Source organism: Streptomyces longispororuber, assembly GCF_014656095.1.
Lineage (GTDB): Bacteria > Actinomycetota > Actinomycetes > Streptomycetales > Streptomycetaceae > Streptomyces > Streptomyces longispororuber.
In genome coordinates, this window is record NZ_BNBT01000002.1 from 47,694 (window position 1) to 74,684 (window position 26,991).

At 73.1% G+C, this 26,991-nt stretch carries 23 protein-coding genes; 16 read left to right on the top strand and 7 right to left on the bottom strand.

The window, feature by feature from the left end; all coding sequences use genetic code 11:
* Positions 1–18: 18 nt before the first annotated feature.
* From IE330_RS00890 to IE330_RS00900, 3 genes are all read right to left on the bottom strand, one after another.
* Positions 19–1,980, bottom strand: a complete 1,962-nt coding sequence (locus IE330_RS00890; protein ID WP_190133839.1) for an ABC transporter permease — start codon at positions 1,978–1,980, stop codon at positions 19–21.
* 204 nt (positions 1,981–2,184) lie between these two features.
* Entirely contained in the window at positions 2,185–2,964 is a 780-nt protein-coding gene (gene modA, locus IE330_RS00895; protein ID WP_190133840.1) for a molybdate ABC transporter substrate-binding protein, read from the bottom strand.
* Positions 2,965–3,157: 193 nt separating this feature from the next.
* Positions 3,158–3,553, bottom strand: a complete 396-nt coding sequence (locus IE330_RS00900; RefSeq protein ID WP_190133841.1) for a TOBE domain-containing protein — start codon at positions 3,551–3,553, stop codon at positions 3,158–3,160.
* Positions 3,554–3,856: 303 nt separating this feature from the next.
* On the opposite strand from IE330_RS00900, the gene IE330_RS00905 reads away from it, so the two are divergent.
* The 4 genes from IE330_RS00905 (at position 3,857) to IE330_RS00920 (ending at position 5,536) form a co-directional block, all read left to right on the top strand.
* Positions 3,857–4,294 (top strand): phage holin family protein, encoded by a 438-nt coding sequence (locus IE330_RS00905; RefSeq protein ID WP_190133842.1) that lies wholly within the window; start codon positions 3,857–3,859, stop codon positions 4,292–4,294.
* A complete protein-coding gene (locus IE330_RS00910) occupies positions 4,291–4,788 on the top strand; it encodes a DUF3618 domain-containing protein (protein WP_190133843.1) in 498 nt (165 codons plus the stop codon). Before IE330_RS00905 ends, IE330_RS00910 begins: the two co-directional genes overlap by 4 nt.
* A gap of 6 nt (positions 4,789–4,794) precedes the next feature.
* Positions 4,795–5,061, top strand: coding sequence for a DUF4235 domain-containing protein (locus tag IE330_RS00915; protein WP_190133844.1), 267 nt, complete (start codon positions 4,795–4,797; stop codon positions 5,059–5,061).
* Positions 5,062–5,347: 286 nt separating this feature from the next.
* Positions 5,348–5,536 (top strand): DUF4236 domain-containing protein, encoded by a 189-nt coding sequence (locus tag IE330_RS00920; RefSeq protein WP_190133845.1) that lies wholly within the window; start codon positions 5,348–5,350, stop codon positions 5,534–5,536.
* Positions 5,537–5,625: 89 nt separating this feature from the next.
* On the opposite strand, the gene IE330_RS00925 is transcribed toward IE330_RS00920, so the two are convergent.
* From IE330_RS00925 to IE330_RS00935, 3 genes are all read right to left on the bottom strand, one after another.
* Positions 5,626–5,934 carry a hypothetical protein gene (locus tag IE330_RS00925; protein WP_190133846.1) on the bottom strand — a complete coding sequence of 103 codons (309 nt, stop codon included), beginning with the start codon at positions 5,932–5,934 and terminating at the stop codon, positions 5,626–5,628.
* Between the two features lie 58 nt (positions 5,935–5,992).
* A complete protein-coding gene (locus tag IE330_RS00930; RefSeq protein ID WP_190133847.1) occupies positions 5,993–6,370 on the bottom strand; it encodes a DUF3140 domain-containing protein in 378 nt (125 codons plus the stop codon).
* A gap of 79 nt (positions 6,371–6,449) precedes the next feature.
* The gene (locus tag IE330_RS00935; RefSeq protein WP_190133848.1) at positions 6,450–8,108 is read right to left on the bottom strand and encodes a catalase; all 1,659 of its coding nucleotides are present in this window, start codon (positions 8,106–8,108) and stop codon (positions 6,450–6,452) included.
* An 889-nt stretch (positions 8,109–8,997) separates the two neighbouring features.
* Between IE330_RS00935 and IE330_RS00940 the strand changes: the two genes are divergently transcribed.
* Genes IE330_RS00940 through IE330_RS00950 form a run of 3 tightly spaced genes read left to right on the top strand, consistent with a single transcriptional unit; the run spans position 8,998 to position 10,825 of the window.
* The gene (locus IE330_RS00940) at positions 8,998–9,765 is read left to right on the top strand and encodes a hypothetical protein (RefSeq protein WP_373314528.1); all 768 of its coding nucleotides are present in this window, start codon (positions 8,998–9,000) and stop codon (positions 9,763–9,765) included.
* Positions 9,762–10,073: a hypothetical protein gene (locus IE330_RS00945; RefSeq protein ID WP_229925244.1), complete on the top strand. Its 312-nt coding sequence runs from the start codon at positions 9,762–9,764 to the stop codon at positions 10,071–10,073. The genes IE330_RS00940 and IE330_RS00945 overlap by 4 nt, the downstream gene beginning before the upstream one ends.
* Positions 10,070–10,825 carry a metallophosphoesterase family protein gene (locus tag IE330_RS00950; RefSeq protein WP_190133849.1) on the top strand — a complete coding sequence of 252 codons (756 nt, stop codon included), beginning with the start codon at positions 10,070–10,072 and terminating at the stop codon, positions 10,823–10,825. Before IE330_RS00945 ends, IE330_RS00950 begins: the two co-directional genes overlap by 4 nt.
* Before the next feature lie 259 nt (positions 10,826–11,084).
* On the opposite strand, the gene rph is transcribed toward IE330_RS00950, so the two are convergent.
* The gene (gene rph / locus IE330_RS00955; protein WP_190133917.1) at positions 11,085–13,685 is read right to left on the bottom strand and encodes a rifamycin-inactivating phosphotransferase; all 2,601 of its coding nucleotides are present in this window, start codon (positions 13,683–13,685) and stop codon (positions 11,085–11,087) included.
* Positions 13,686–14,213: 528 nt separating this feature from the next.
* Here rph and IE330_RS00960 point away from each other — a divergent pair.
* The 9 genes from IE330_RS00960 (at position 14,214) to IE330_RS01000 (ending at position 26,926) form a co-directional block, all read left to right on the top strand.
* Positions 14,214–15,791 (top strand): MFS transporter, encoded by a 1,578-nt coding sequence (locus tag IE330_RS00960; protein ID WP_229925245.1) that lies wholly within the window; start codon positions 14,214–14,216, stop codon positions 15,789–15,791.
* Positions 15,792–16,039: 248 nt separating this feature from the next.
* Positions 16,040–17,140, top strand: coding sequence for a TolB family protein (locus tag IE330_RS00965; protein WP_190133850.1), 1,101 nt, complete (start codon positions 16,040–16,042; stop codon positions 17,138–17,140).
* Between the two features lie 286 nt (positions 17,141–17,426).
* Positions 17,427–18,689, top strand: a complete 1,263-nt coding sequence (locus IE330_RS00970; protein WP_190133919.1) for an ATP-grasp domain-containing protein — start codon at positions 17,427–17,429, stop codon at positions 18,687–18,689.
* A 115-nt stretch (positions 18,690–18,804) separates the two neighbouring features.
* A complete protein-coding gene (locus IE330_RS00975; protein WP_190133851.1) occupies positions 18,805–20,892 on the top strand; it encodes a CocE/NonD family hydrolase in 2,088 nt (695 codons plus the stop codon).
* 180 nt (positions 20,893–21,072) lie between these two features.
* The gene (locus IE330_RS00980) at positions 21,073–21,519 is read left to right on the top strand and encodes a DUF6098 family protein (protein WP_190133852.1); all 447 of its coding nucleotides are present in this window, start codon (positions 21,073–21,075) and stop codon (positions 21,517–21,519) included.
* Between the two features lie 95 nt (positions 21,520–21,614).
* Positions 21,615–22,376 (top strand): HAD family hydrolase, encoded by a 762-nt coding sequence (locus tag IE330_RS00985; RefSeq protein ID WP_190133853.1) that lies wholly within the window; start codon positions 21,615–21,617, stop codon positions 22,374–22,376.
* The gene (locus tag IE330_RS00990; protein ID WP_190133854.1) at positions 22,373–24,718 is read left to right on the top strand and encodes a glycoside hydrolase family 65 protein; all 2,346 of its coding nucleotides are present in this window, start codon (positions 22,373–22,375) and stop codon (positions 24,716–24,718) included. The genes IE330_RS00985 and IE330_RS00990 overlap by 4 nt, the downstream gene beginning before the upstream one ends.
* A 239-nt stretch (positions 24,719–24,957) precedes the next feature.
* Entirely contained in the window at positions 24,958–25,707 is a 750-nt protein-coding gene (locus IE330_RS00995; protein ID WP_190133855.1) for a hypothetical protein, read from the top strand.
* Between the two features lie 334 nt (positions 25,708–26,041).
* Positions 26,042–26,926 (top strand): SDR family oxidoreductase, encoded by an 885-nt coding sequence (locus IE330_RS01000; protein WP_190133856.1) that lies wholly within the window; start codon positions 26,042–26,044, stop codon positions 26,924–26,926.
* Positions 26,927–26,991: the final 65 nt, after the last annotated feature.

Sequence of the window (26,991 nt, forward strand, 5' to 3'; positions counted from 1 at the left end):
GCGGCCCGGGCGCCTGCCTCAGAGGGGCACGAGCGTGAGTTCGGTGGCCTTCACGCTGCACCAGACCTCCGTGCCGTCGGCGAGGCCGAGGTCGGCGGCGGCCTGCGGGGTGATCTCGGCGACCGTGTCGGGCACGGCGTCGGAGGTGATGAGCAGGCGCAGCCGGCTGCCGCTGGCGGTGATCTCGCGGAGGGTCCCGGGCCAGACGTTGCGCGGGCTGCCGGTGGGCTTCTCGCGGTGCACGGAGACGGCCTCGGGCGGTACGACGACCAGGGTGTCGGCGCCCTCCCCCACCGTCTCGGCCGCCACGAGGCCGGCACCGGTGGCCAGCCGGGCCCCCTCGGCGGTGGCGGTGGCGGGCCAGGCGTTGCGCCCGAGCATGCGGGCCACCCACGGGGAGCGCGGGTGGCGGGTGACCTCGGCGGGCGGCGCGTCCTGCAGGGCGCGGCCGTCGGCGAGCACGAGGACCCGGTCGGCCAGCGAGACGGCGTCGACGGGGTCGTGGGTGACGATCAGGCAGACGCCGCCGAAGCCCGCGAGGTGGGCGCGGAGCGTGTGCCGGACGTGGGCGCGGGTGGTCTGGTCGAGGGCGGCCAGCGGCTCGTCCAGGAGCAGCAGCCGGGGGCGCGGCGCGAGCGCCCGGGCGAGCGCGACGCGCTGGGCCTGGCCGCCGGAGAGCTGGGCGGGCCTGCGGTGGGCGAGGTGGCCGACGCCGAGGCGGTCGAGCCACTGCCGGGCCTCGCGGCGGGCCGCGGCGCGCGGGACGCCCTGGACGCGCAGGCCGTAGGCGGTGTTGGCGAGGGCGGTCAGGTGCGGGAAGAGGGCGCCGTCCTGGGGCACCCAGGCCACGCCCCGGCGGTGCGGGGGCAGGCGGGTCACGTTCTCGTCGCCGAGCCGCAGGTCGGCGTGGGAGCGGGGGGTGAGGCCGAGCAGGGCGCGCAGCAGGGTGGTCTTGCCCGCGCCGTTCTCGCCGACGACGGCGACGGTGGTGCCGGGCCCGGCGTCCAGGGTGAGCTGGTTGAAGCCGGTGACGTCCGCGTGCAGGGGCCAGCGCTCCGGCGGCACGGCGGGCGGCCCGGGCGCGGGCAGGGGCGGGGCGGCGGGGTCCTCGGCGGGCGCCTCCGGCCGGAGGGACCGGGAGCGCGGCGCCCGGTCGGCCGAGCCGCCGGTCCAGCGTCCGCGCAGGGCGATGAGCACCGCCATGGCGATGACCAGGAGGAGCAGGGACACGGACGTGGCGGCCTCGGGCCGGTCCTGGAGCAGCAGGTAGACCTGGAGCGGCAGGGTCTGGGTGGTGCCCGGCAGATTGCCCGCGAAGGTGATGGTGGCGCCGAACTCGCCCAGCGCCCGCGCCCAGGTCAGCGCCGCCCCGGCGACGAGCCCGGGGGCGACCGACGGCAGGGTGACGGTGAAGAACACCCGCGCCGGAGAGGCACCGAGGGACGCGGCGGTCTCCTCGTACGAGGGACGCAGCCCGGCCAGCGCCCCCTCCAGGCTGATGACGAGGAAGGGCATCGCGACGAAGGTCGCGGCGACCACGGCGCCCGAGGTGTGGAAGGGCAGGACGACGCCGAAGGTGTCCTCCAGCCAGGGGCCGAGCAGTCCGCGCCGCCCGAAGCCGAGCAGCAGCGCGACGCCGCCGACGGTGGGCGGCAGCACCATGGGCAGCAGGACCAGGGAGCGGACGAGCGCCTTGCCGGGGAAGTCGGCCCGGGCGAGCGTCCAGGCCAGCGGCACGCCGAGGACCAGGGACAGGCCGAGGGCCCAGAAGGAGACGTACAGCGAGAGCCTGAGCGCCTCGGTGACGCCCGGGCTGGTCAGGTGGGAGCCGATCTCGCCCCACTCGGTGCGGCTCAGGATGCCGATGAGCGGCAGCAGGAGGAAGGCGACCGCGAGCAGGGCGGGCACGGCGAGGGTGACCGGGGTGCGGGCGCGACCGGCGCGCGGGGCGCGCGCGCCGGTGGTGCGGAAGCTTCTCATCGGGGGTTCCCGTGGGTGGGCGGCGGCGGTACGGGGGCGGGGCCCGCTGCCCCGGCGCTCGTCCGCGCCGGGGAGGGCCGGCCGGGCACGGTCGTCGCGCCGGGCGGGGCCGGACTCCGGGCGGGGCCGGGGCTCCCGGCAGGGCTGCCCGGAGCCCCCGTACCGGACGGCCCCGGGTTCATGATGGCTGCCGGGTCCCGCGCGTCACGGCTTCTGGAAGCCCGCGTCCCGCAGGATCTTCTGGGCCTCGGGCGACGTGAGCCAGGTGACGAACGCGGCCGCGTCCTCGGGGTGCGCGGACTCCTTGAGGGTCGCGGCCGGGTAGGCGGCGACGGCGTTCTGGGCGTCGGGGATGTCGACGCCCTCGGCCTTGCCGTCGGCGGCGGTGATGTCGGTCTTGTAGACGATGCCCGCGTCGGCCTCGCCGAGTTCCACCTTGGACAGCACGGCGCGGACGTTGGGCTCCTGCGAGACCGGTTCGACGGAGACCCGCTGGGCGTCGAGGATCTTCTCGCTGTAGCGGCCGACGGGCACCTCGGGAGCGGCGAGCACGACCTTCAGGTCCTTCGCGGAGAGGTCCTTGAGGGTCCGTACGTGCTTCGGGTTGCCCTTGCCGACCGCGATGACCAGGCGGTTCCTGGCGATGACGGTGGGGTCGCCGGTGTCGGACCGCAGGCCGTCCATGGTCTTGGTGTCGGCGGTGACCAGGGCGTCGGCCGGGGCGCCCTGCCTGACCTTGGCGGCCAGTTCCTGGGAGCCCTCGAAGGAGAAGGTCACCTTGGTGCCCGGGTGGTCCTTCTCGTACGCGGCGCCCGCGGTCCTGAAGACGTCGGTGAGGGAGGCGGCGGCGAGGACGGTCAGTTCGGCCTTCCGCCCGCCCGTGTCCTTGCCGTCGTCGTCGTTGCCGCAGGCGGCCAGGGGGACGAGCAGGGCGGCGGTGGCGAGGGCCGCGGCGGTGCGGCGCGCGGTGATCACGGTGGGCACGGGGTGGCACTCCTAGGACTGCGGGCGGCGGGGTGCCGCCGGAGGGGCGGAGGGACGCGGTCACCGAGGACGGGCGGTACCGCGGGAGCACGCGGGGCCGGGCGCGCTCGCCGCGCACGGTGCGGGTGCCGTCGGCGCGCACGGCGCGCCCGCGGCCGAGGTGCGCGGCCCGTGGGCGGTCGTGCGCCCCGGTTCAGGCGCGGTCGATGTGCACGCTGGTCGACTTCACGCGGGCGGTGGCCTGCATGCCGACCTCCAGGCCCAGTTCCTCGACGGCCTCCCGGGTGAGCAGGGAGACCAGGCGGTGGGGACCGGCCTGGATCTCGACCTGGGCGGCGACGTCGCCGAGCTTGACGGCGGTGACGATGCCCGGGAAGGCGTTGCGGGCCGAGGTGTACGCGGCCTCTTCCTCACCGGTGCCGGCCTGGCCGATCTCGACGGAGAAGGCGGCCAGGTCACGGCCGTCGATCAGGCGGCGCCCGCTCTGGTCGCGGTGGGTCGCGACCCGGCCGGCGTCCGCCCAGCGGCGCGCGGTGTCGGGGCTGACGCCGAGCAGACGCGCCGCCTGACCGATGGTGTAGGACTGCATGTGCGGAAAGATATGGCCTTTGATCTTGTATCTGCAACCTTTTCATCGGTTCCTCCGTGGCAGATGCCGAAGCGTCGGCCGAAGGTCCAAGGAACGGCTCCCCCGCGGCAGGCAGGGGCGGGGCCCGCGCGGGCCGCAGCCGCGGGCTCTCAAGGAGAGGGACGCGGGCTTTCGTCGTACGTTGGAGACGCGGATCTCGCGTACGACATACCTGACTGTCCTCGGCCGACCCGGGGTACTCGCGCGTCGAAGGACCGGGAGGGACGAAGCTCCCGGTCGGTACGAGACCGAGAAGGGCGGGAGGTGATCGCCGTGTCGAACACTCAGCCGCACGTCACCGGTGGGGACCGCGGTGCCGGTCAGGAGCCGGTGAGCGAGCTGGTGCAGCGTGCCTCGCACCAGTTGACCGAGCTGGTGCGCGGCGAGCTCCGCTTGGCGCAGGCGGAGATGAAGGAGAAGGGGAAGCGCTACGGCAAGGGCGGTGGCCTGTTCGGCGGAGCCGGAGTGGTCGGGTTCCTGATGCTGCAGGCACTCGTGGCCACCGCCATCGCCGCGCTGGCGGTGCCGCTGCCGGTGTGGGCCGCGGCGCTGATCGTGACCGCGGTTCTCGGCGTGATCGCCGGTGTGATGGCGATGACCGGGAAGAAGCAGATCAGCGAGGCCAACCCGCCCGCGCCGGAACAGGCCATCAACAGCGTCAAGGCTGACGTGGCCGAGATCAAGGAGAGTGCACACCGATGACGCAGCCGCCCCACGACGAGCCCACCGCCGACAGCCCCGAGGAACTGCGCGAGCAGGTCGCCCGGACCCGCTCCGAACTCGGCGAGACGGTCGAGGCCCTCGCGGCCAAGGCAGACGTCAAGTCCCGCGTGAAGGAGAAGTCCGCGCAGGTGAAGGAGCAGACGGCGGTCAAGGCCGGAGCGGTGAAGGAGCAGACCGCGGCCAAGGCCGAGGCCGTGAAGGAGCAGACGGCGGCGAAGGCCGCCGACCTCGCGCACCAGGTGCAGGACAAGCTGCCCGAGCCCGTCAAGGACACGGCGGCCAAGGCGGTCGAGCAGGCCCGGGCCACGGCCGCGCAGGCCGGCCAGCTCTGGGAGGAGAAGGCGCCGGAGCCGGTGCGGCAGAAGGCGGCCCAGGGCGGCCGGATGGCGCGGGACAACCGGGGCGTGCTGCTCGGCGCGGCCGCCGCGGCCACCCTCGTGCTGTGGCTGTCGCGCCGCTCCAGGAAGGGGTGACCCCGGATGAAGGCATCGAAGATCGCCTACAAGCCGGTCGGCCTGGCGCTGGGAGCGGTCAGCGGGATGCTCGCCGGGATGGTGTTCCGGCAGGCGTGGAAGGCGCTCGGCCACGACGAGGACGCCCCGGACGCCACCGACGAGGAGCGGGGCTGGGGCGAGGTGCTGATCGCGGCCACCCTGCAGGGCGCGATCTTCGCCGCGGTGAAGGCCGCGGTCGACCGCGCCGGTGCGACCGCGACCCGCGGCCTGACCGGGACGTGGCCCGGCTGACGGCTCGACACCGGGCCGGGACCACCGGCCTGACGTGACCCTGGGGTGCCGGTACGACGCGCGTACCGGCACCCCGTCGTGTCCGGGCCGGGGCCTCCGCGCGCCGGGCCCGGGCGCGGCGGCTCGTACCGGCGCACCACCCGGCGCCGCGGGCGGGCGGCCTCCGTGCGCGCGCCATGCCTGACTCCTCGCCGCGCGGATACCCGTGACCGGGAGAGCTCGACGTCACCCGAGGCGACGTCACCCGGCACAAGGACCCGACGCACCCGACGCAAGGAGTCGCCCCATGCCGCTCACCTTCCGCAAGTCGCTGCGGATCCTCCCCGGGGTCCGGCTGAACATCAACCGCCGCTCCTGGTCGATCACGCTCGGCGGCAGGCACGGCCCGCGCCGCACGCACAGTTCGACCGGCCGGCGGACCACGTCGATGGACCTGCCCGGCCCCTTCGGCTACCGGCGCCAGTCACGCCGCTAGAGCCGCGCGCACCCGCGGCGGAACCGCACCACGAGGCCCCGTCCCCGTCGGCGTACCGGCGGGGACGGGGCCTCGTGGTGACCGCCCCGTCACGGCCGTGGGTTGACGCGGCGCCAGGCGGGCCCGGCCCCGGCCCCCGCGCGCCCGGCGACGGACGCGCAGCGGGGGCACAGGCGCCGTACCCGGTCCGCGGCGCCGCCGGACTCGGGGATGGCGTCCGTCCACGGCACGTGCGGGAAGCGCACGAGCTGGGACCGGCTGAGGGACAGGCCGCAGACGGTCTCGTTGCGGCCGGGCTCCCAGGCGTGCGCCTCACCGGCGGGCAGTCTCCTGCGGCCTTCCTCCTCGTCGGTCCACTGCCCGGAAGCCGCTACGGCGTACGCCTTGCTGCGGGCCATGCGCGCCTCCTTCCCGCCGTCGCTGCCGCCGTACGGCTCCGGTCCCGGCGGTGTGCCGTCACCGGTGCCGGGCGCGGTTGGCTCCCGCGTCGGAGGCCGGTGGCTTCAGCGGGTCGTGGCCCAGGGTCATCAGGCGGTGGCGCCAGTGCGGCTGCCCGGCGGTGGGTTCCAGGTCGACGCCGCGCTCGGCCGTGACCGTGTCGACGACCTTCCGCATGACGCGGACGTCGTCGTCGGTGAGGTCGACGCGGCGCTTGCCGAGGATCTCCAGGACCCGCCGCCCGTTCTCGGTACCCGACTGGTCGGGCAGTTCCTCGGTGTCCTCGCCCGCGAAGCGGGTCTTGAGCCAGTCGCCCAGCTCGCGCGAGGTCATGTTCACCACCGCGTGGAACTCCTCCCACAGCTCGTCCAGCTCGGACGCGGGGATGTCTGCCATGGTCGTCTCTTCTCCTTGCTCCCGTCGTGCCGGCGTCGTGGGGCCGGCGTGCTCGTCCGGTGCCGCGCGGTGCGGTCCGTCAGCGCGTCACGACGTGCCGTTCGTCGGGGACGCAGTGCGTCATGGTCAGGCCGTCGACGTCCCGGGGCGGGTTGTCGCCCAGGTTGGCGAGGCGCTTGCGGTCCTCGTCGGTGAGGTCCTGGCCGGCCAGGGGTTCGAGGTGCGCCACGTCCCGCGGGCCGATGCCGAGGCCCTCGCCGATCTTCAGGCCGAGCTCGTTCTCCACCAGCAGGAAGTGCCACACCATCCGCTCCTGCACCGCGCGGTCGCACTGGCCCAGGAGGGTGACCAGGTTGTGCACGAGGTCGTCGCGCTCCCACTGCTCCATCAGCAGGTAGCGCTGCCCCGCCTGGAGGTAGTCGTTGGTGCGCGGGATGCGCTTGCGGGTGAGGCGGCCGTGGATCTCCGGGCCCTGTTCGTCATGGGTCGGGTACTGGGCCTCGCGCAGCCCCCCGGTGATCGAGGGCTCGTAGTTGACGATCGGGTTCTCGCCCGCGCCGTCGACGTGGTACGTCATCTGTCCGTCGCGCTGGTTGGTGCGGACGTCGGCGTTCTTGGCCTGGTTGACCGGCAGTTGCAGGTAGTTCGGGCCGACCCGGTACCGCTGGGTGTCGCTGTAGGAGAAGGTGCGGCCGACGAGCATCTTGTCGTCGGAGAAGTCGAGCCCGTCCACCAGGACGCCGGTGCCGAAGGAGATCTGCTCGTTCTCCGCGAAGTAGTTCCGCGGCATCCGGTCGAGCACCATCCGGCCCACCGGCTTGGGCGGGAACTCCTGCTCGGGCCAGGTCTTGGTGTCGTCCAGGGGGTCGAAGTCCAGCTCCGGGTGGTCGTGGTCCTCCATGACCTGGACCAGCAGCTCCCACTCCGGGTGGTCGCCGCGCTCGACGGCCTCGTACAGGTCCTTGGTGGCGTGTCCGAGGTTGTCGGCCTGCACGTTGGCGGCGTCCTCCTCGGTCATGCTGCGCACGCCCTGCTTGGGCATCCAGTGGTACTTGACCAGGAGGGTCTCGCCTTGGTCGTTGACCCACTTGTACGTGTTGACGCCGAAGCCCTGCATGTGGCGGTAGTCGGACGGGATGCCGCGCGGGCTGAACAGGTTGACCAGCATGTGCATGCTCTCGGGCGTCTGCGACATGAAGTCGAAGATGCGGCGCGGCTGCTGCTCGAACGTCACCGGGTCCGGCTTGAGGGCGTGGATGACGTCCGGGAACTTGATCGCGTCCCGGATGAAGAAGACGCCCAGGTTGTTGCCGACGAGGTCCCAGTTGCCGTCCTCGGTGTAGAACTTCACGGCGAAGCCGCGCGGGTCCCGGGCCGCCTCCGAGGAGTCCCGGCCGCCGATCACGGTGGAGAACCGCACGGCCACGTCGGTGCGCTTGCCGCGCTCCTGGAAGAGCTTGGCGCGGGTGAAGCGGCTGATGGGCTCGTCGCCCCAGGCTCCGTACGCCTCGAAGTAGCCGTACGCGGTCACGCCGCGGGCGTGGACCACGCGCTCCGGGATGCGTTCGCGGTCGAAGTGACTGATCTTCTCGAGGAACTGGTAGTTCTCCAGCGTCGCCGGGCCGCGGGCGCCGACCGTGCGCTGGTTCTGGTTGTCGTAGACCGGGTGGCCCTGGCGGTTGGTGAGGACCTTCCGGTCGTCGTCCGGGGCGGGGCCCTTGCTCGATACGTCCGTCACGTGCGTCGACTCCTCCGACTGAGATGTTCGCTTTCACCGCTCTGCACAAGAATGCGAATAATGTCCTTCCCGTCGCATCCGGCCGTGATACCGGAAAGCAGCCGATCAGCTCTCGTCGCCCGGGTCACCCGGTGGCGGGGGCGTGAAACGGGTGGGGCGCGAACATTCGGTTCCGGCCGCCCCTCCCCGTGCGGGCGCGCCCCCGCGTCGCCTCCGCGTGCGGGCGCGCCCCCGCGTCACCTCCCCGTGCGGACGCGCCCCGCCTCGCCGTACGGCCTGCCCCCCGCGGGCCGGGCGCGAGGCCGGCCCGTCGGGACGTCCGCGCGGTCCGGTTCGCCCGTCCGGTCTACTCGGGCCGCACCGGGGCGCCGCCCGGTCCCGGCCGTGGTGTCGGCGCGCTCCGGCCCCGGGGTTCTCCTGATCAGCCGGGTCCTGGGTGGCGCGCGCCGGGGAGCGGGCCCGTCGGGCAAGGCGGTGTGCGCGCCCCGCCCCGGCTCGACGCGAGCGTGATTGAGCGCCCCGCCAGGGGAAACTCGTAGGACCATCAGCCCGTCCGCGAGGCCGGTCCCCCAAGGTCAGTCCCTGGGGCCGCCCCGAGGTACGCACAAGGGCCGTCAGCCCGTCCCGGAAGGAGGCCGATGAGTACGCCACCCAACGACCCGACGCCGCCGAGCCCCACCCCGGCACCCGGTCCGACGCCTCCACCGCCCGGACCGGCGCCGGGCCCCGTGCCCGCCCCCGGTCCCGACCCCGTCCCGCCGGCGCCGCCGCGGCCCGGGCCCGACCCGGTGCCCCCGACGCCCCGGCCCGATCCGTATCCCGAGCCGGGACCGGCGCCCGGACCCGTCCCGGGGTCCGCGTCCGGCACCCCGGCGACCACGGAGGAGCAGTGACACACCACTCGGAGGACGCCGTGCGCGACGCGCCGGGCGACGTCCCGGACCTGCGCGCGGTGACGGCACCGCTGTCCGAGGCGAGCCACCGGCACGAACGGCCCCCCTCGGAGCTCCCGCCCGACCGCAACCAGGCCATCCTGGAGGCCACCAAGCAGGTCGCCGCCCTCCTCAAGCGGCACGAGCACGACTTCGCCCTCGCGGGCAGCGTGGCCGTCTACGCGCACGGCGGCACGGGCAACCTCCAGCACGACGCCGACTTCTGCATCAAGCCGGAGGACGCCGAAACCGTCACCGCCACGCTTGCGGGGGCCGGCCTGAAGGTCTACACGCCGCCCGAGGACTGGCTCCTGAAGGCCAAGTGCCTGGGGCAGGACATCGACCTCATCTTCCGCCTGGCCGGCGAGCCGGTCTCCTCGGACCTCCTGGGCAGGGCCCACGAGCTGGCCGTGGACTCGGTGGCCATGCCCGTCCTCGCCCCGACCGACCTGCTGCGCAGTCTGCTCGGCGCCTTCTCCGAGCACCACTGCGACTTCGGCGCCGTCCTGCCGATCGCGCGGCTGCTGCGCGAGAAGGTCGACTGGGACCTCATCCGCCGCGAGTGGGGCGAGCAGCCCATGCCGGCCGCGTTCCTGTTCCTGCTGGAGCGGCTGGAGATCATCGCACCGCGGACGGAGCCGGTCCCCGCGCGGACGGGGCCCTCGCGGGCACCGTCCGGGGGGACACCACCGCCCGCGGGCCCACCACCGGGAGGACACCGATGACCGGCCACGACACTGCGCGACAGCACACGCAGAACGCGGGCAACACGCAGGGCGGCCCGAGCGAGCAGAACACCGAGTACCGCATCGCCCACCTGCGCGAGCGGCTCGCGGCGGAGGAGCCGGCCGAACTCGGCGTACGCGTCGAGGCGCGCGGCGCCTGCGTGGTGGTCACCGGGACCGTGCCCACCACCCACTGCCGCGAGGAGCTGCTGCGCACCGTGAACGAGGAACTGGCCGGTCTGACCGTCCGGTACGACGTCATCGTGGCCGGGACAGCGGCCCCCGACCACCCGGAGGAAGTGTCATGATCCGCGTCGCCGCCGTGGGGGACATCCACCTCGGACCCGACAGCGCGGGCCTCCTCAGGCCCGCCTTCGACACCCTGCCCGACTGCGCCGACCTGCTGCTGCTCGCCGGGGACCTGACCCGGCACGGCACCGTGGAGGAGGCCCGGGTGGTCGCCGATGAGGTGTCCGGGCTCGCCGTGCCCGTCGTCGCCGTGCTCGGCAACCACGACCACCACGACGAGCGGCCGGAGGAGGTCACCGCCGTGCTGCGGGAGGCGGGCGTGCACGTGCTCGAAGGGCAGGCCACGGTCCTGGAGGTCGGCGGCGAGCGCGTGGGCGTCGCCGGCACCAAGGGCTTCGGCGGCGGGTTCGTGGGGCGCAGCGGCAGCGAGTTCGGCGAGCGGATGATGAAGGACTTCATCCGGTACACCCGGCGCTGCGCCGACGGCCTGCGGGCCTCCCTGGAGGAGCTGGCCGAGGAGGGGTGCGGGACCCGCGTCGCGCTGACGCACTTCTCCCCCGTGCCGGACACGCTCGCCGGCGAGCCCCCGGAGATCTATCCGTTTCTCGGCAGCTACCTGCTGGCCGAGGCCATCGACACGGCGGGCGCGGACCTCGCCCTCCACGGCCACGCCCACGCGGGCACCGAGCACGGCATGACCAGCGGCGGCGTACCGGTCCGCAACGTGGCGCAGCCCGTCATCCGCCGGGCGTTCAACGTGTACCACCTGAACGCCCAGGACCGGCAGAAGGACCTCCAAAGGGTCCCCTGACCGGCGGGACCTGCGGCGGCTCAGCGACGGCGGCGGTCGACAGCGGCGGCTTCGCGCGGCTCTCCGAGAGGGCCTGCACGCCGGGGCGCCACTGCGCCGCCGCCGTCGTCCTCACGGCGTCGGCCTCCGCGGCTTCCTTGCCCCAGCGCACCGGGGCAACTGCCGGTCAGCCGCGTGCGAGTGACCGTCCCCCGGGCGGGGGTCGTCCGGCCCGGCACGGGGCGGGGCACCGCAGGGAGTACGCGTGCAGCGCCGCCGGTCAGGAGAGCAGTTCGACGTAGCCGTCGGTGCCGTGGACGCGGATGCGTTGGCCGTCCTCGATGAGGTGGGTGGCCCGGTCCACCCCCACGACCGCCGGCAGGCCGTACTCCCGGGCGATGACCGCGCCGTGGGTCATCAGGCCGCCCACCTCCGTCACCAGGCCCGCGATGCCGACGAAGAGGGGCGACCAGCTCGGGTCCGTGTAGGCCGTGACCAGGATGTCGCCCTCTTCGAGGTCGGCCTGCGCGATGTCCAGGATCACGCGGGCCCGCCCTTCGACGGTCCCGGCGGAGACCGGCAGGCCCAAAAGGGCGCCTGCCGGGGCGTCGTCGCGCCGGTACGCCCCGTTGAGGGCCTCACCGTCGGAGGTGAGCACCCGGGGCGGGGTCAGCGCCCGGTACGCGCGGTACGCGTCCTTGCGCTGCCGGATCAGCTCGGCGTCCGCCCGGTGCGAGCGCGCGGCCTCGTGCAGTTCCTCGAAGGTGAGGTAGTAGGCGTCCTCCCGCTCGGCGAGCACGCCGGCGCGCACGAGCCGTTCGGCCTCGGCGAGCAGGGCCCGCCTGTAGACGAAGTAGCGGCTGACGATGCCGTACTTCGGGTACTCCCGGTAGCCGATGAAGGTGCGCACCCGGTCGATCATCCGCCGGGTCTCGGCGGCCTTCCGCTCCCCGTCCGGCAGGGCCCGCAGGCGCGACAGCACGTCCTGTTCCTTCCGCAGCGCCTTCTGCCGGCCCTCCTCGAAGCGCCGCGCGGCGGCGCCCGGCGGGAAGTTGCGGACGTTGTCGAGGATCGCGGGCACGAGGGCGGCGGGCTGTTCCCGCCAGCGCGGCCGCGTGATGTCGATCTCGCCGACGCAGCGCATCCCGTAGCGGTCGAGGTAGCTTTCGACGGCGCCGCGCGCTTCGGATCCGCCCGGGACCTTCGCCAGGTCGTCGAGGAAGTCGTCGTCCTCGACGCCCTGCAGGAACGCCACCACCTCCGGATGCGGGCGGACGGCGTCCGCGACGTCCATCAGCGCCAGTCCCATCTCCGAGGTGATGTTGCCGGGGGAGGACAGCGTGAGCGTGTCGGCCGCGTTCTTCTCCCCCAGCCAGTCCCGCACGTGGTCGTTGAGCCACCAGGTGGCCTCCATGCCCGCCATGATCACCTGCATGCTCAGCGGGTCGCTCAGGACGCGCTTGTGCTCCTCGAAGGCGCCCAGCAGGAAGTCGAACAGCTCCGGTCCTGTCTTCGTACGGATGTCGCGCTCCAGCGCGGCGACGGACGCCTCGCTGCGCTGGACCAGCTCGGTGACCAGGGCCGGGTCGGTGTCGATCGGGGCGGGCGCGCCGCCTCCGGCCGGTGGTCCGCCGGGTCCCGTGCCGGGCAGCGACGGGACGAAGTCGCCGCGGGCGAGGAGCGTCCGCAGCGCGTCCGTGATCAGCGGTTCGCCGCGCCCGATCATGTCCAGGAGGGCGTCGCGGCTCGCGGGTGCGGCCAGGCGCGCGGTGACGTCCACGAAGAGCCGCCCGCCGGCCTCGTGCATCGGCACCATGGCCGTCTTCCGCCACAGGGAGAGGCCGAGGGGCTTCATGGCGTCGGTCATCATCTGCTGGTGCCCGACGGAGACGTAGACGCGGTTCTCCCGGTCGTCGGCCTCGGGGACGGGGAACAGCGTGGTGACGGGCCGGCTCTGCACGATGTGGAAGTCGTCGCCGTCCAGGCACCACTCGATGTCCTGGGGGCGGCCGAAGTGCGCCTCGATCCGCCGCCCGAGCCGTACGAGCCGCAGGACCTGGGCGTCGGTCAGCGCCGGCTGCTCCTGCTGCCCCGCGTCGACGGCGACGTCCCGCGTGCCGCCGGTCGGCAGGGCGTGGACGGCGCGCTGCTTGGCGACGATCGTCTTGTCGACGATCTCGCCGTCCCGCACCGTGTAGACGTCCGGGTTCACCAGTCCGGAGACCAGCGCCTCGCCAAGGCCGAACCCGGCGTCGACGGTGGCGGTCTTCCGGTGGCCCGTGACGGGGTCGGCCGTGAACAGGATGCCGGACGCCGCCGGGAACACCATCCGCTGCACGACCACGGCCATGCGGACGGCACGGTGGTCGATGCCCTGCCGGAGCCGGTAGGTGACGGCCCGTTCGGTGAACAGCGAGGCCCAGCACCGGCTCACGTGCTCCAGGACCGCCGCAGGACCGACGACGTTCAGGTACGTGTCCTGCTGGCCGGCGAAGGAGGCCGTCGGCAGGTCCTCCGCCGTCGCGCTGGAGCGGACGGCGTAGGCGGCGTGCTCCCCGAACCGGGTGAGGGCGCGGGTGACCGCCTCCACGACGCCGTCCGGTACGGCGGCCTCCTCGACGGCACGGCGGAGCCGGGCACTGAGCGTGCGGATTGTCTCCCGGTCGTCCGGGTCGACCCGCGCCAGCTCGTCGATCTGCTCGTCGAGCACCGGCACGTGCGCCACGGCCTGCCGGAAGGCGTCCGTCGTCACGCAGAAGCCGGCCGGGACCCGGATCCCCTCGATCCGCGACAGTTCACCGAGGTGTGCCGCCTTGCCGCCGACCACCGCGACGTGGGTCCCGGCGACCTCCCCGAGGTCCACCACGTACCGCTCGTTCATCGCGCCGCCTCCCAGGACCACCGCACCGCCACTCCCCCACACGTCGTCCACCGCACGCACGTTCGCGCCCCTCATTTCCGCAGGTTGCCGGGTAAGGTCGCCGATTCTCCGTCCTGCCGGGGGCCTTGTGGCAAGCCCCCTGGTGCGCTATAAGTTGAGAGAGGCAGGGAGAGGGTTCTCCTTGCCCTTCTTGTTTTCCGGGGCCCTTCGTGTTTTCCGGGGGCTCCCGCTCCGGCCTTGCCGACGTCCACCTCAGAGCGGAGAAGGCCGAGGAACACGGAGCGGGCGCGGCAGACGGTTCGCAGGGCATGAATTCCGCCCAGCCGCAACCTCCCAAAGGACACGAAGTCCCGCGATATGCAAATTCCCTCGAAGGCACGGAATTGTTCAGTTCGCAATTGCGGCGGGGGGCATACAGCCCGCGTGGACGCAAGAGCCTTGCGGAGAAATTCTGAGCTTGACGGTGTTGTTGAATGTGCTTATGGTCCAGCCGTTCAGATTTCCGTCGCCCGTTATTCGAAGGTGTTCATGACCACGTCGCCGACGTTGCCGAAGTCTCGGCAGCGGTTGATTCTTGCCGTTCTGATGTTGTGTTCGCTGCTGATCTGGCTGGACAACACCGTCCTGAGCACCACGCTGGAGACCCTCGCGGACCCCGACCGCGGCCTGGGGGCCGATCCCGGTGAGCTGCAATGGGCGACCGGTTCGTACACGCTGGCCTTCGCCACCCTGATGTTCACCGCGGGCGCGTTGGGCGATCGGTTCGGTCACCGGACCGTGTTCTCCGGGGGGCTGGTCGTTTTCGCCGGGTCGTCGCTGTGGGCGGCGTACGCGAGCGGCGCGGGCCAGCTCATCGCGGCGCGGGCCGCGATGGGGGTGGGCAGCGCGCTGATCACACCCGCCATGATGGCCATCCTCATGTGGACCTTCACCGGCCCCGCGCGCGCTGCCGCGATCGGTATCTTCTCGACGTCGGCCGGTGTCGGAATGGCTGCCGGTCCGGTGCTGGCGGGATTCCTGCTCGACCATTTCTGGTGGGGGTCGGTCTTCCTGATCAATGTCCCGGTCACGGCATTGGCGCTGATCGGGCTCGCCGTGCTCGTTCCAAATTTCCGCAGCCCCGCCCGGCGGCCCCTGGATCCCGCCGGAATGCTGCTGTCGATCGGTGGGCTCGTGGCGCTGGCCTACGGGCTGATCCGGGCGGGGCAGGTGGCGGCGTGGGGGCGTACCGACGTCTGGGCGCCGATCGTCGCCGGTCTGCTCCTGCTGGCCGCTTTCGTCCTCGTCGAACTGCGCGTCAAGGTGCCCAGCTTCGATCCGCGACTGCTGGCGCGACGCGCGTTCGGTGGCGGCAACGTGGCGCTCGGACTGCTGCTCTTCGGCGTGGCCGCCATCACCTTCTACAGCGCGTTCTACCTGCAGGGCGCGCTCGGGTTCTCACCGATGAAGGCGGGTCTGGCCAATGTCCCGACCGCGGTGGGCGCGCTCGCGGGGGCGCCCCTCGCCTCGCGCCTGGTGCGCCGCCTGCCGCTCCGCGTGGTCACCGTGCCGGCCTTCACCGTGGCAGCGCTGAGCATGGGCGGGTACGTCCTCCTGGGGCTCGACACCTCGCTCGTCTGGATCGAGGTCCTGTTGTTGGTGCAGGGGCTCTCGATCGGCATGGTGATCGGGCCCGTCACGGCCGCGCTGGTCAGTGACCTGCCCTTGGACCGGGCCGGTGCGGGATCGGCCGTCACCAACACCGTGCGTCAGACCGGCAGTGTCATCGGCATCGCGGTGGGCGGCACGATCATGTCGATCGTGTACCGGCGTGCGATCGAGCCGTCCCTGGAGGGTGCGCCCGGTCCGGTACGGGAGCAGGCGCGGGTCTCCGCCGAACAGGCCCGTCACGTCGCCGACGTGACGCACCGGCCCGCTCTCGCTCAGGCCGCCGACGACGCGTTCCTCCATGCCATGCACATCGGGGCGGGCTGGATCGCGGGCATCGCACTCGTCGGAGCTGTCGTGCTGTTCTTCGCCTTGCCCGCTGCCGGGGAGGAGAAGGGTTCGACAGCCGAGCCGGACCGCGAAGCGGCCCGCACCTCCACGTCCCGGTCCACCGCTTGACGGGGCGCTCATCACGGTGGCGGAGAGGGTGGAGTGCCGCCAGGGCTCAGGTGAGGTGACGGGAAGTCGCGCCTGCGTCACGTGACACGTTGACCTGCCGACGCCACCACGGTTGCATGCCTGATGGCCCTTCAGGGGGAGAGCCGGAGGAGGGCCGTCACTCATCTGCCGTGACTGATCCGTCGTGGCTGATCTGCCGTAGCGCATCCGTCGTAGCTCACCTGTCGTGAATCATCTGGGGGAAAATCATGGGAATCACGCACCGCGGCACCACCAGACGTGTGCGGGCCGCCCTGAGCGCGGCGGTCGTCATCTGCGCGGTCACGGCGGCCGTGCCCGCAGCCGCCACGGCCGCCGCGAACGCCACGGATGCCGTACGGGGCCCGACGGTCGCGGTGGGGGGACTGGACGTCGGTGTCGAGAGGATCAGCGTCGCGACCGACGAGGGGTACGGCGCCGCCTCGATCACCCCCGACGGCCGCAGCGTCGTCTTCAGGTCGCTGAAGGACGTCGCGGGCTCGGGCGGCAACGAGGTGTACGTCCACGACCGGTCGGCGGGGCGGACCAGGACCGAGCCCATCGTGGAGGGGTGGACCCCGGCGATCAGCGGCGACGGGAGGCAGGTCGCCGCCACCACTCCGGCCCAGGGGATGAGCACGCAGCGGATCCGGCAGCACTCGCTGGACCTGGGCATCCTCCCCTTCGGTTGCGGCCGCTGCAACGAACCGTCGCTGAGTGCGGACGGCCGCCACCTCGCCTTCGGCGTCGTGGACTACATCTCGCACAACCGGCGGGTCCTGGTCGCGGACCGCGACGGCGGCTACCAGACCATCGCCTACCTGGGCAGCGGGGCTCCGGCCCGGCCGTCCATCAGCGGTGACGGCCGCCATGTCGCCTACCAGGACCGCGCGTACCAGAAGGAGGGCGTCTACCTGTGGGACCGCACCACCGGCACCACGTCGGGCCCGCTGGAGGGCCCGGACACGTACGCGTCGCTCGTCCAGCTCAGTGACGACGGCGGCAAGGTCGTCTACCTCTCGGGCTCCGACACCTACGTCCACGACGTCGCCTCGGGCACCACCCAGCGCGTCCCGGACGTGAAGGGCGTGGCCATCGACCCCACCGGCCGCCACCTGCTGTACGCCCCCCATGGCACGGGCGGGCCGTCGCTCGTCCTGCGCGACCTCCGGACGGGCACCGACAAGACCGTCTCCGACCAGCCCGCCACGGCCGAGGTGGACTCCGTCAGCGCCGACGGGCGCGACGTGGTCTTCCAGTCCGCAGCCGACGGCATCGTCCCCGGAGACACCAACGGCAAGCCCGACGTGTTCGTCCGCCGCCTCTTCTGACCTCGGCGGACGAGCGTCTGCCCTCGGCCGCTCCCGGCCTCGGTGGTCTTCTTCCGGCCTCGGCCGTCGCCTCGTACGCGCCGGGCACCCGCAGGGCGTCGTCCCCGCGGGTGCCCGGCGCGGACCAGGTGAAACGCGGGATCCACCCAGGGTTGAGGCGAGAGGTCACGGGTACCCAGGGACCTCATCACCGGCCGTCGTGCCGGTTTTCGGCCATCCGCCGCCAACACCTGGGGAAAGGTCCGTGACACACAACGTCTTCGTCCTCGGTCTCGACGAGGCCAACATGCCCACCCTGTCCGCGGTGCCGGACGCGCACCGCTACCGCTTCCACCCGCTCCTGACCATCGAGGAGCTCCAGCACGGCGAGGTGTCCGTGCCGGACCTCATCGCCAAGGCCGAGCGCGTCCTGGACGGCTTCGACGGGTCGATCGACGCGATCGTCGGCTACTGGGACTTCCCCGTCAGCACGCTCGTGCCGATCCTCGGCGAGCGCTACGGCACCCGCTCCACCAGCCTGGAGTCCGTCGTCAAGTGCGAGCACAAGTACTGGAGCCGCCTGGAGCAGCAGAAGGTCACCGACGCCCACCCCCGCTTCGGCCGCGTCGACCTGGACGCCGACGACCCGCGACCACCGGAGGGCGTGCGCTTCCCGATGTGGCTCAAGCCCGCGCTGTCGTACTCCTCCGAACTCGCCTACGGCGTGCGGGACGAGGCGGAGTTCGCCGACGCCGTCGCCCGTATCCGCGAGGGCATCGACCGGGTGGGCAAGCCCTTCGAGCACGTCCTGGACCGGCTCGACCTGCCGCCCGAGATGGCCGACGTCGGCGGGCGGGTGTGCCTGGCCGAGGAGGCCCTCACCGGTGTGCAGGTCGCGGTGGAGGGGTACGTGCACGACTCCGAGGTCACGGTGTACGGCGTCCTGGACTCCATCAACTACCCGGAGACGTCCTGCTTCCTGTGCCACCAGTACCCCTCCGGGCTGCCGGAGCCGGTGCAGCGGCGGCTGCGGGACATATCGGAGCGGGTGATACGCCGGATCGGGATGAACTGGGCGACCTTCAGCATCGAGTTCTTCTACGACCCGGGCACCGACGCCGTCAACATCCTGGAGATCAACCCCCGCCACTCCCAGTCGCACGCGGAGATGTTCGCGTACGTCGACGGCGTGCCCAACCACCACTGCATGCTCAGCCTCGCCCTCGGCGAGGACCCGCGGGTCCCCCACGGCGAGGGCCCGTACCGGGTGGCGGCGAAGTGGTACCACCGCTGGTTCGCCGACGCCACCGTGCACGACGTGCCCACGCGCGAGGAGGTCGAGCGCATCGAGGAGAGCATCCCCGGCGTCCGCGTCGACGTCACGCCCGAGGAGGGCCAGCGGCTGTCGGACCTGCCCCAGCAGGACAGCTACAGCTACGAGTTGGCGCACGTCTTCACCGGGGGCGACAGCGAGGAGGAGCTCAGGGAGAAGTACGACAAGTGCGTGGCGGCGCTGGGCCTGACCTTCGACGGGACGACCCCCGGCGGCCGCGGCACGAAGCACCCCTGAACCGACGGCGGCCCCGGCACCGTGCACCCCTGGACCGACGGCGGCGGGCGGCCCCGGAACGGCCCGCGCGCCCGCCGGTCCGGCCCCGCGAGTTTCCTAAGGAGCGACACCGCTCATGCGTCATGTGAGCAACCTTCCGTACGAGACGAAGACCGACGACCACGTCACCATCCCCACATCCGACGGCATCCGGCTGTCCGCCCGCGTCTGGCGGCCCGTCTCGTCCGACAGCGAGCCCGTGCCGGCGATCCTGGAGTACATCCCGTACCGCAAGCGCGATCTGACGGCCGAGCGCGACGCGATCCACCACCCCTACATGGCCGGCCACGGCTACGCCTGCGTCCGTGTGGACCTGCGCGGCACCGGCGACTCCGAGGGCGTGCTGCGCGACGAGTACCTGGAGCGCGAGCAGGCCGACGCCGAGGACGTCCTTGCCTGGCTCGCCGAGCAGCCCTGGTGCGACGGCACCACCGGCATGATGGGCCTGTCCTGGGGCGCGTTCGCCGCCCTCCAGGTCGCCGCCCGGCGGCCGCCGAGCCTGGGCGCCATCGTCATCTCGTCCTTCACCGACGACCGGTACGCCGACGACATGCACTACATGGGCGGGGCGCTGCTCTCGGACAACCTCGCCGAGGCGGGCACCATGTTCGCGTACGGCACCTGCCCGCCCGACCCGGCCGTGGTGGGCCCCCGGTGGCGCGAGATGTGGCACGAGCGCCTCGAAGGGACCCGGCCCTGGGTCCTCGAATGGCTCCGCCACCAGCGCCGCGACGACTACTGGCGGCACGCGTCGGTGTGCGAGGACTACGCGGCGGTGCGCTGCCCGGTGCTCGCCTCCAGCGGCTGGGCGGACGGCTACTCCAACGCCGTGACGCGGCTCCTGGGCCGTCTCGACGTACCGCGCAAGGGGCTCATCGGGCCCTGGTCGCACAAGTTCCCGCACCTGGGCGAGCCGGGGCCCGCCATCGGCTACCTCCAGGAGGTCGTGCGCTGGTGGGACCACTGGCTGAAGGGCGTCGACAACGGCGTCATGGACGGGCCCATGCTGCGCGCCTGGATGCAGGACAGCGTGCCGCCCTCCACCTCGTACGAGGAGCGGCCCGGCCGCTGGGTCGCCGAGCCCACGTGGCCGTCGCCGCGGCTGACACCCGTGCGCTACGGGCTGTCCCGCGCCGGTCTCACCGAGGAGGGCGCCGCGGGCGCCGAGGCCGCCGCTGCCACAGCGGGCACCGCGGCCGCTGCGGACACCGCCGCCAACGCGGGCGCCGAGGGTGGGATGACCATTCAGTCCCCGCTGTCCGTGGGCCAGTTCGCCGGGAAGTGGGCCTCCTACAACGCCCCGCCCGACCTGCCCTACGACCAGCGCGAGGAGGACGGCGGCTCCCTGGTCTTCGAGACCGAGCCGCTGGCGGAGCCCGTGGAGATCCTGGGCGCGCCGACGGTCGAGCTCGAGGTGTCCGCCACCGAGCCGGTCGCGATGGTCGCGGCCCGGCTGTCCGACGTGAGCCCGCGCGGCAGCGCCACCCGGGTCACGTACGGGCTGCTGAACCTCACCCGCCGCGACGGCCACGAGGACGCCCCGCAGCCGCTGGAGCCCGGCCGCCGCTACCGGGTCACCGTCCAGCTCAACGGCGTCGCCCAGTCCTTCCCCGCGGGCCACCGCATCCGGCTGTCCCTGTCCACGTCCTACTGGCCGCTGGCCTGGCCGCCGCCGAGGCCGGTGCTCCTGACGGTGCACGAGGGGTCCGCCCTGACCCTGCCGGTGCGGCCCGCGGGCCTCCCGGACGACCTGCCGCAGGAGCCCTTCGGGGAGCCGGAGGGCACCGAGCCCCCGACCGGCACCCAGCTCACCGCCCCCGAGCAGCGCTGGCGGGTCACCCGGGACCTGGTCGACTACGCGGCCGAGCTGGAGATCGTCAAGGACCGCGGCCTGGTCCGCATCGACGACATCGGGCTCGACGTGGGCCGCCGTGCCTACGAGCGCTACACCTCGACGGCCGACGACTTCACCTCGGCGAGCGGCGAGTCGGCGTGGACGATGAGCTTCCGCCGCGACGACTGGGACGTGCGCGTGGCGACGCGCACCGTCCTGAGCTGCGACGAGACCGAGTTCCGGGTCGACGCCACGCTGGACGGCTACGAGAACGGGAAACGGGTGTTCTCCCGCACGTGGAACGAGACGGTCCCACGGGACTTGCTGTAACCGCCCCGCGGCCGCCTCACGGCACACCCCTTCCGGCCCCCGGACGGGGGAAGCCGGATACTGGAACATACGCAACGGATCACGTCGGGGCGCGCCCCGGCGCGTGCTCCGGGCGCCGCCGTACGCGGGCCCGGGGCACGCGCCGGGCGCGGGCCCGGCCGCAAGGAGTGTGACCGCCGCATGAGCACCTCGGGCGACCTGCCGGTCCTGCACAGCCTCACCGAACTCGCCCGTCTGGTCGAACAGCACCCGGACCTGTACGTGCGCTGGTCCCGCGGCCCCGAGAAGGACCTCCGCGCGGCCCGGAGCAGGGACGACCTCACGGGCACCCATATGCCCGGGCTCTCCGCCAACCCGCTGCACGTCGAGCACTGGTGGGAGCACCGGCCCGTCGAGCTGTGGGTGGCCCGGCGCCTGCACGACTACTCGCACCTCCCCCGCGAGAAGGGCGACGGGGTGCGCCCGTGGGTGCTGCTGGGCCGGGAGAAGGGCCGGGGGCCCGACAACGAGCCGCTCGTGCAGGAGGTCGAGCCGCTGGCGTGGATCGACCCGAAGATGATCGAGGAGGCACGCGCCGAGGTGGCCCGGCAGGCCGGCTCCTGGGGGCCGCTGCGCCGCGGCGAGTGAGGCCGCCGGGGCCCGGCGGCCGCACACGTACCCCGGAGGGGGCCGGTCGCGCACATCACCTTGTTGACCACTGTCTGACGGGGAAGGTGCCCTGCATGACGACACACGGATCCCACCTCACACAGCTCGGCCTCCCGGGGACCATCCGGGCCTGTCTCTTCGACCTGGACGGCGTCATCACTAAGACGGCCGTCGTCCACGCCGCCGCCTGGAAGGAGGCCTTCGACGCCTTCCTGCGCGAGCGGGAGGGCGACGGCTTCCGGCCCTTCGACGCGTCCGCCGAGTACGACGAGTACGTCGACGGCAAGCCGCGCGCCGACGGCGTGCGCGACTTCCTCGCCTCGCGCGGCATCGAGCTGCCCGAGGGGCGGCCCGACGACCCCCCGGACCGGCCCACGGTCCACGGCGTGGGCAACCGCAAGAACGAGATCCTGCTGGAGAAGATCCGCACCGGCGGCGTCGAGGCCTACGACGGCACCCTGCGCTATCTGGAGGCCGTACGGGCCGCGGGGCTGCGCACGGCGGTCGTGTCGTCCAGCGCCAACTGCCGGGACGTGCTGCGCTCGATCGACGCGGAGTCCCTGTTCGACGTGCGGATCGACGGCGTCGTCGCGGCCGAGCGGCAACTGCCGGGCAAGCCGCGGCCCGACACCTTCCTCGCCGCGGCGAAGGACCTGGGCGTCGACCCGGGCGCGGCGGCGGTCTTCGAGGACGCGCTGGCCGGGATGGACGCCGGGCGCTCGGGCCACTTCGGCTACGTCGTCGGCGTCGACCGCGTCGGCCAGGCGGACGCCCTGCGGGCGCACGGCGCCGACCGGGTGGTGCGGGACCTGGCGGAACTGGGGGGCGAGGCATGATCACGCACGCCTCGTACGGCGTCGACCCCTGGTGCCTGCGCGAGAACGTCCTGAACCTCGACGTGCTGCCGCAGAGCGAGTCGGTGTTCGCCCTGTCCAACGGCCACATCGGCTGGCGCGGCAACGTCGACGAGGGCGAGCCGCACGGCCTGCCCGGCTCCTACCTCAACGGCGTCCACGAGAGCCATCCGCTGCCCTACGCGGAGGCCGGCTACGGCTATCCGGAGTGCGGCCAGACGGCCATCGACGTGACCAACGGCAAGGTCGTCCGTCTGCTCGTGGACGACGAGCCCTTCGACGTGCGCTACGGCCGCCTGGTGTCCCACGAGCGCGTCCTCGACCTGCGCGAGGGGGTGCTGCGGCGCACCTGCGAGTGGACCTCGCCGGCCGGGCGCACCGTGCGGGTGCGCTCCACCCGCCTGGTGTCCTTCACGCAGCGCTCGGTGGCCGCCCTCGCCTACGAGGTGGAGGCCGTCGACAGCCAGGTGCGCGTCGTGGTGCAGTCGGAGCTGGTGGCCAACGAGCAACTGCCCCGGTCGACGCGGGACCCCCGCGCCTCGGCCGTCCTGGACGCGCCGCTCGCGCCCGAGGAGCACTTCGCGCGGGACGGCCGGCTGCGCCTGGTGCACCGCACCCGGGGCACCGGGCTGCGGGTGGGCGCGGCCGCCGACCACACCGTCGACGGGCCCGACCGGACCCGGTGGAGCGGCGAGGCCGGTGACGACGTCGCCCGGCTCACCGTCACCTCCGTGCTCGAACCGGGCCAGCGGCTGCGCCTGGAGAAGTTCGTGGCGTACGGCTGGTCGAGCACGCGCTCGCTGCCCGCCGTGAGCGACCAGGTGGACGCGGCCCTCGCGGCGGCCACCGACACCGGCTGGAAGGGCCTGGTGGAGGACCAGCGGGCCTATCTGGACGCCTTCTGGGCGCGCGCGGACGTCGAGGTCGACGGCGCGGAGGAGATCCAGCAGGCGGTACGGTTCGCGCTCTTCCACGTCCTGCAGGCGGGCGCGCGGGCGGAGCGGCGCGCGATCCCGGCGAAGGGCCTGACCGGCTCCGGCTACGACGGCCACGCCTTCTGGGACAGCGAGATGTTCGTCCTGCCGCTGCTGACGTACACCGCGCCGGACGCGGTCGCCGAGGCGCTGCGCTGGCGCCACTCGACGCTGCCGGCCGCACGGGAGCGGGCGCGCCAACTCGGCCTGCGCGGGGCGGCGTTCCCCTGGCGCACGATCGACGGCGCGGAGGGGTCGGCGTACTGGCCCGCGGGCACGGCGGCGTTCCACGTCAACGCCGACATCGCCGACGCCGTGGTGCGCTACGTCGACGTCACCGGCGACGAGCAGTTCGAGCGGGAGGCCGGGGGCGAGCTCCTGGTGGAGACGGCCCGGCTGTGGCGGTCGCTGGGCCACCACGACGCGCACGGCGCGTTCCACATCGACGGCGTGACGGGCCCGGACGAGTACAGCGCGATCGCCGACGACAACACGTACACCAACCTGATGGCGCGCTCCAATCTGCTCGCGGCGGCCGGCTTCGCCGAGGCGCACCCCGAGCGGGCCGCCGAACTCGGCGTCGACGACGAGGAGTCCGCGGCGTGGCGGGACGCCGCGGAGGCCATGCACGTCCCGTACAACGCCGAGCTCGGCGTGCACGAGCAGCACGCCGGGTTCACCCGGCACCAGCACTGGGACTTCGCGGCCACCCGCCCCGACCAGTACCCGCTGATGCTGCACTTCCCGTACTTCGACCTGTACCGCAAGCAGGTCGTGAAGCAGGCGGACCTGGTGCTCGCGATGTACACCTGCTCCGACTTCTTCGACGAGGAGCACCTGGCGCGCAACTTCGCCTACTACGAGCCGCTCACCGTCCGCGACTCGTCCCTGTCCGCGTGCTGCCAGGCGGTCGTCGCCGCCCGCGCCGGCCATCTGCCGCTCGCCTTCGACTACCTGGTGGAGGCGGCGCTGATGGACCTGGAGGACCTGGAGAACAACACCCGTGACGGGCTGCACATCGCCTCCCTGGCCGGGACGTGGATGGCGCTGGTCGCCGGGTTCGGCGGGATGCGCCGGCGCGGGGGCACGCTGGAGTTCACCCCGCGGCTGCCCGAGCGGCTGAGCCGGATCGCCTTCAAGCTCCAGGTGCTCGGCCGGTGCCTGCGCGTGGAGGTGCACGCGACGGCGGTGACGTACACGCTCATGGACGGTCCCGAGCTGACCATCAAGCACTACGGCGAGCCGCTGACCCTCAGTCCCGAGGAGTCGCGCAGCCGGGAGATCCCGGAGCTCAAGTCCCGCCCCGCGCCGGACCAGCCGCCCCACCGGCGTCCGCACTCCCACCACTGAGGGGCGCTTCGCGGGTCCGGCCGTACGGCCACCGGGGCCCTGCCGGGCGGGCCGTTGGCGCCCGCGTCCGGCAGGGCCGCGCGCACACCAACTCCCTTACCTGGGACGGAATCTGATTGGCCATCGACGCACACGTGCACGATGGCGAATCCCGGGTACCCGGCATCACCAGCGGCCGACTCCGGGCCGTTCACCGAGCGGAACGCCGCCGGGCGTTCCTGGGAGGGGAATCACTCACCATGCGTGGAAGCAGACTGCTCGCCGCGATGACCGTTGCCGGCCTGTCGAGTGCGCTCCTGGCGGGCTGCGGAGACGACGGGAACGGTTCGGGCGGCGGCTCGGACAAGCCGTTCGCCGGACAGAGCGCCGACCAGATCGCCGGCAAGGCCGTGGCGGCCACGAAGCAGGCCAAGTCCTTGCACATCAAGGGTGACTCGCGGCAGCCCAACGGGGCGTCACTGACCCTCGACCTCTCCGTCGACCAGCAGAAGAACTGTGACGGCACCGTCCAGACGCAGGGCTCCCGGGCCGATGTGCGGCACGTCGGTGACACGTTCTATCTGCGCGGCGACGAGCAGTACTGGGAGAAGTCCCTCAAGGGGCAGCCGGGCGCGGCGAAGCTGCTGCCGAAGCTGAAGGACAAGTGGGTCAAGGTGCCCGCCGAGGACGCCGTCACCAAGGGGCTGTGCGACAAGCAGGGCCTGGTCAAGGCGATGGACGAGGACAAGTCCGCGCGCAAGGGCATGCGGAAGGGCGACACGACCACGGTGGGCGGCCAGGAGGCCATCGTGCTCACCAAGAAGACGTCGGCCGGTGAGAAGCTCACGCTGTACGTCGCCACCAAGGGCGAGCCGTACATCCTGCGCACCACGACGGAGGGCGGCGAGAAGCCCAGCTCCGCCACCTTCAGCGACTACGACGAGGACGTGCGCCCGCAGAAGCCCGCGCCCGGCGAGACCGTCGACCTGCGGCAGCTCGCCAAGTCCTGACGGAGCCGACCGGCGGAGCCCCTGACGGAGCCGCCCGACGGAGCCGACCGCCGCCGCCACGGGTACGTCACCGCGTACCCGTGGCGGCGGCGGTTCGCTTCGGGCCGGGGCGGGCCGGGGCGGGGAGGTCCGGGCCGGGCTCGCGACGTGCGCGGCACGACGCCTTCGGGTGTGATGTGTCCTGTACGAGTGGTATGCGGAGCGCGCCGCCCCGGTGGGCGCCGTCGCCGTTTCCCCCGTCGGGCGCCGGGCACACGGGGGCGTGAGCTGCGCCGACACAGCGGCGCGCGCTCACCTCAGCCGATTCGCACCCGACCCACAGAGGAGTTGCCGTATGACCGACCGTCGACCGCCGGACCCCACCGACCAGCACCCGCGGCCGGAGTTCCCGCAGCAGGACCAGGAGCACCCCGGCGACACCGAGCGCATGGAGCCGCGCCCCGACCACGGCGAGTCCTCCTACCGGGGCAGCGGCCGCCTGGAGGGGCGGCATGCGCTCATCACGGGCGGCGACTCGGGCATCGGCCGCGCGGTCGCCCTGGCCTTCGCCCGCGAGGGCGCCGACGTCGTCTTCACCCACCTGCCCGAGGAGAAGCACGAGGCCGAGGAGACCTCGCGGCTCGTGACGGATGCCGGGCGGCGGGCCGTGGCGGTGCCCTGCGACATCCGTGAGGAGGAGGCCTGCCGCGCCCTGGTGGACCGGGCGCACCGGGAGTTCGGCACGATCGACATCCTGGTGAACAACGCCGCGTACCAGATGGCGCAGTCCGGTGGCATCGAGGACATCACCACGGAGCAGTTCGACCGGGTGCTGCGCACCAACCTCTACGGCATGTTCTGGCTGTGCAAGATGGCGCTGCCGCACATCCCCGCGGGCGGCAGCATCATCAACACCACCTCGGTGCAGGCGTACCAGCCGAGCCCGCACCTGCTGGACTACGCCACCACCAAGGGCGCCATCGTCACCTTCACGCAGGGGCTCGCCGGGATGCTGGCCGAGCGCGGCATCCGGGTCAACGCGGTCGCGCCGGGGCCGGTGTGGACCCCGCTCATCCCGGCGACGCTGCCGGACACGGAGAAGTTCGGCGCCCAGGCCCCGCTCGGCCGGGCCGCGCAGCCCGCCGAGATGGCCCCGGCGTACGTCTTCCTCGCGTCGGCGGAGGCCGGCTACATCACGGCGGAGATCGTCAACGCCACGGGCGGCACGCCGCTGCCGTAGGCCGGGCCGCACACCGCCGCCGTACGGCCCGGCGGGGGCCGGACCCCGGCCCCCGCGGGCGTACC

Excerpts from the sequence above, each read along its gene's own strand:
- IE330_RS00890 (WP_190133839.1), bottom strand. The coding sequence starts at position 1,980 with ATGAGAAGCTTCCGCACCACCGGCGCGCGCGCCCCGCGCGCCGGTCGC.
- IE330_RS00900 (WP_190133841.1), bottom strand. The coding sequence starts at position 3,553 with ATGCAGTCCTACACCATCGGTCAGGCGGCGCGTCTGCTCGGCGTCAGC.
- IE330_RS00910 (WP_190133843.1), top strand. The coding sequence starts at position 4,291 with ATGACGCAGCCGCCCCACGACGAGCCCACCGCCGACAGCCCCGAGGAA.
- IE330_RS00915 (WP_190133844.1), top strand. The coding sequence starts at position 4,795 with ATGAAGGCATCGAAGATCGCCTACAAGCCGGTCGGCCTGGCGCTGGGA.
- IE330_RS00920 (WP_190133845.1), top strand. The coding sequence starts at position 5,348 with ATGCCGCTCACCTTCCGCAAGTCGCTGCGGATCCTCCCCGGGGTCCGG.
- IE330_RS00925 (WP_190133846.1), bottom strand. The coding sequence starts at position 5,934 with ATGGCCCGCAGCAAGGCGTACGCCGTAGCGGCTTCCGGGCAGTGGACC.
- IE330_RS00930 (WP_190133847.1), bottom strand. The coding sequence starts at position 6,370 with ATGGCAGACATCCCCGCGTCCGAGCTGGACGAGCTGTGGGAGGAGTTC.
- IE330_RS00945 (WP_229925244.1), top strand. The coding sequence starts at position 9,762 with ATGACCGGCCACGACACTGCGCGACAGCACACGCAGAACGCGGGCAAC.
- IE330_RS00950 (WP_190133849.1), top strand. The coding sequence starts at position 10,070 with ATGATCCGCGTCGCCGCCGTGGGGGACATCCACCTCGGACCCGACAGC.
- rph (WP_190133917.1), bottom strand. The coding sequence starts at position 13,685 with ATGAACGAGCGGTACGTGGTGGACCTCGGGGAGGTCGCCGGGACCCAC.
- IE330_RS00960 (WP_229925245.1), top strand. The coding sequence starts at position 14,214 with ATGACCACGTCGCCGACGTTGCCGAAGTCTCGGCAGCGGTTGATTCTT.
- IE330_RS00965 (WP_190133850.1), top strand. The coding sequence starts at position 16,040 with ATGGGAATCACGCACCGCGGCACCACCAGACGTGTGCGGGCCGCCCTG.
- IE330_RS00970 (WP_190133919.1), top strand. The coding sequence starts at position 17,427 with ATGCCCACCCTGTCCGCGGTGCCGGACGCGCACCGCTACCGCTTCCAC.
- IE330_RS00975 (WP_190133851.1), top strand. The coding sequence starts at position 18,805 with ATGCGTCATGTGAGCAACCTTCCGTACGAGACGAAGACCGACGACCAC.
- IE330_RS00980 (WP_190133852.1), top strand. The coding sequence starts at position 21,073 with ATGAGCACCTCGGGCGACCTGCCGGTCCTGCACAGCCTCACCGAACTC.
- IE330_RS00985 (WP_190133853.1), top strand. The coding sequence starts at position 21,615 with ATGACGACACACGGATCCCACCTCACACAGCTCGGCCTCCCGGGGACC.
- IE330_RS00990 (WP_190133854.1), top strand. The coding sequence starts at position 22,373 with ATGATCACGCACGCCTCGTACGGCGTCGACCCCTGGTGCCTGCGCGAG.
- IE330_RS00995 (WP_190133855.1), top strand. The coding sequence starts at position 24,958 with ATGCGTGGAAGCAGACTGCTCGCCGCGATGACCGTTGCCGGCCTGTCG.
- IE330_RS01000 (WP_190133856.1), top strand. The coding sequence starts at position 26,042 with ATGACCGACCGTCGACCGCCGGACCCCACCGACCAGCACCCGCGGCCG.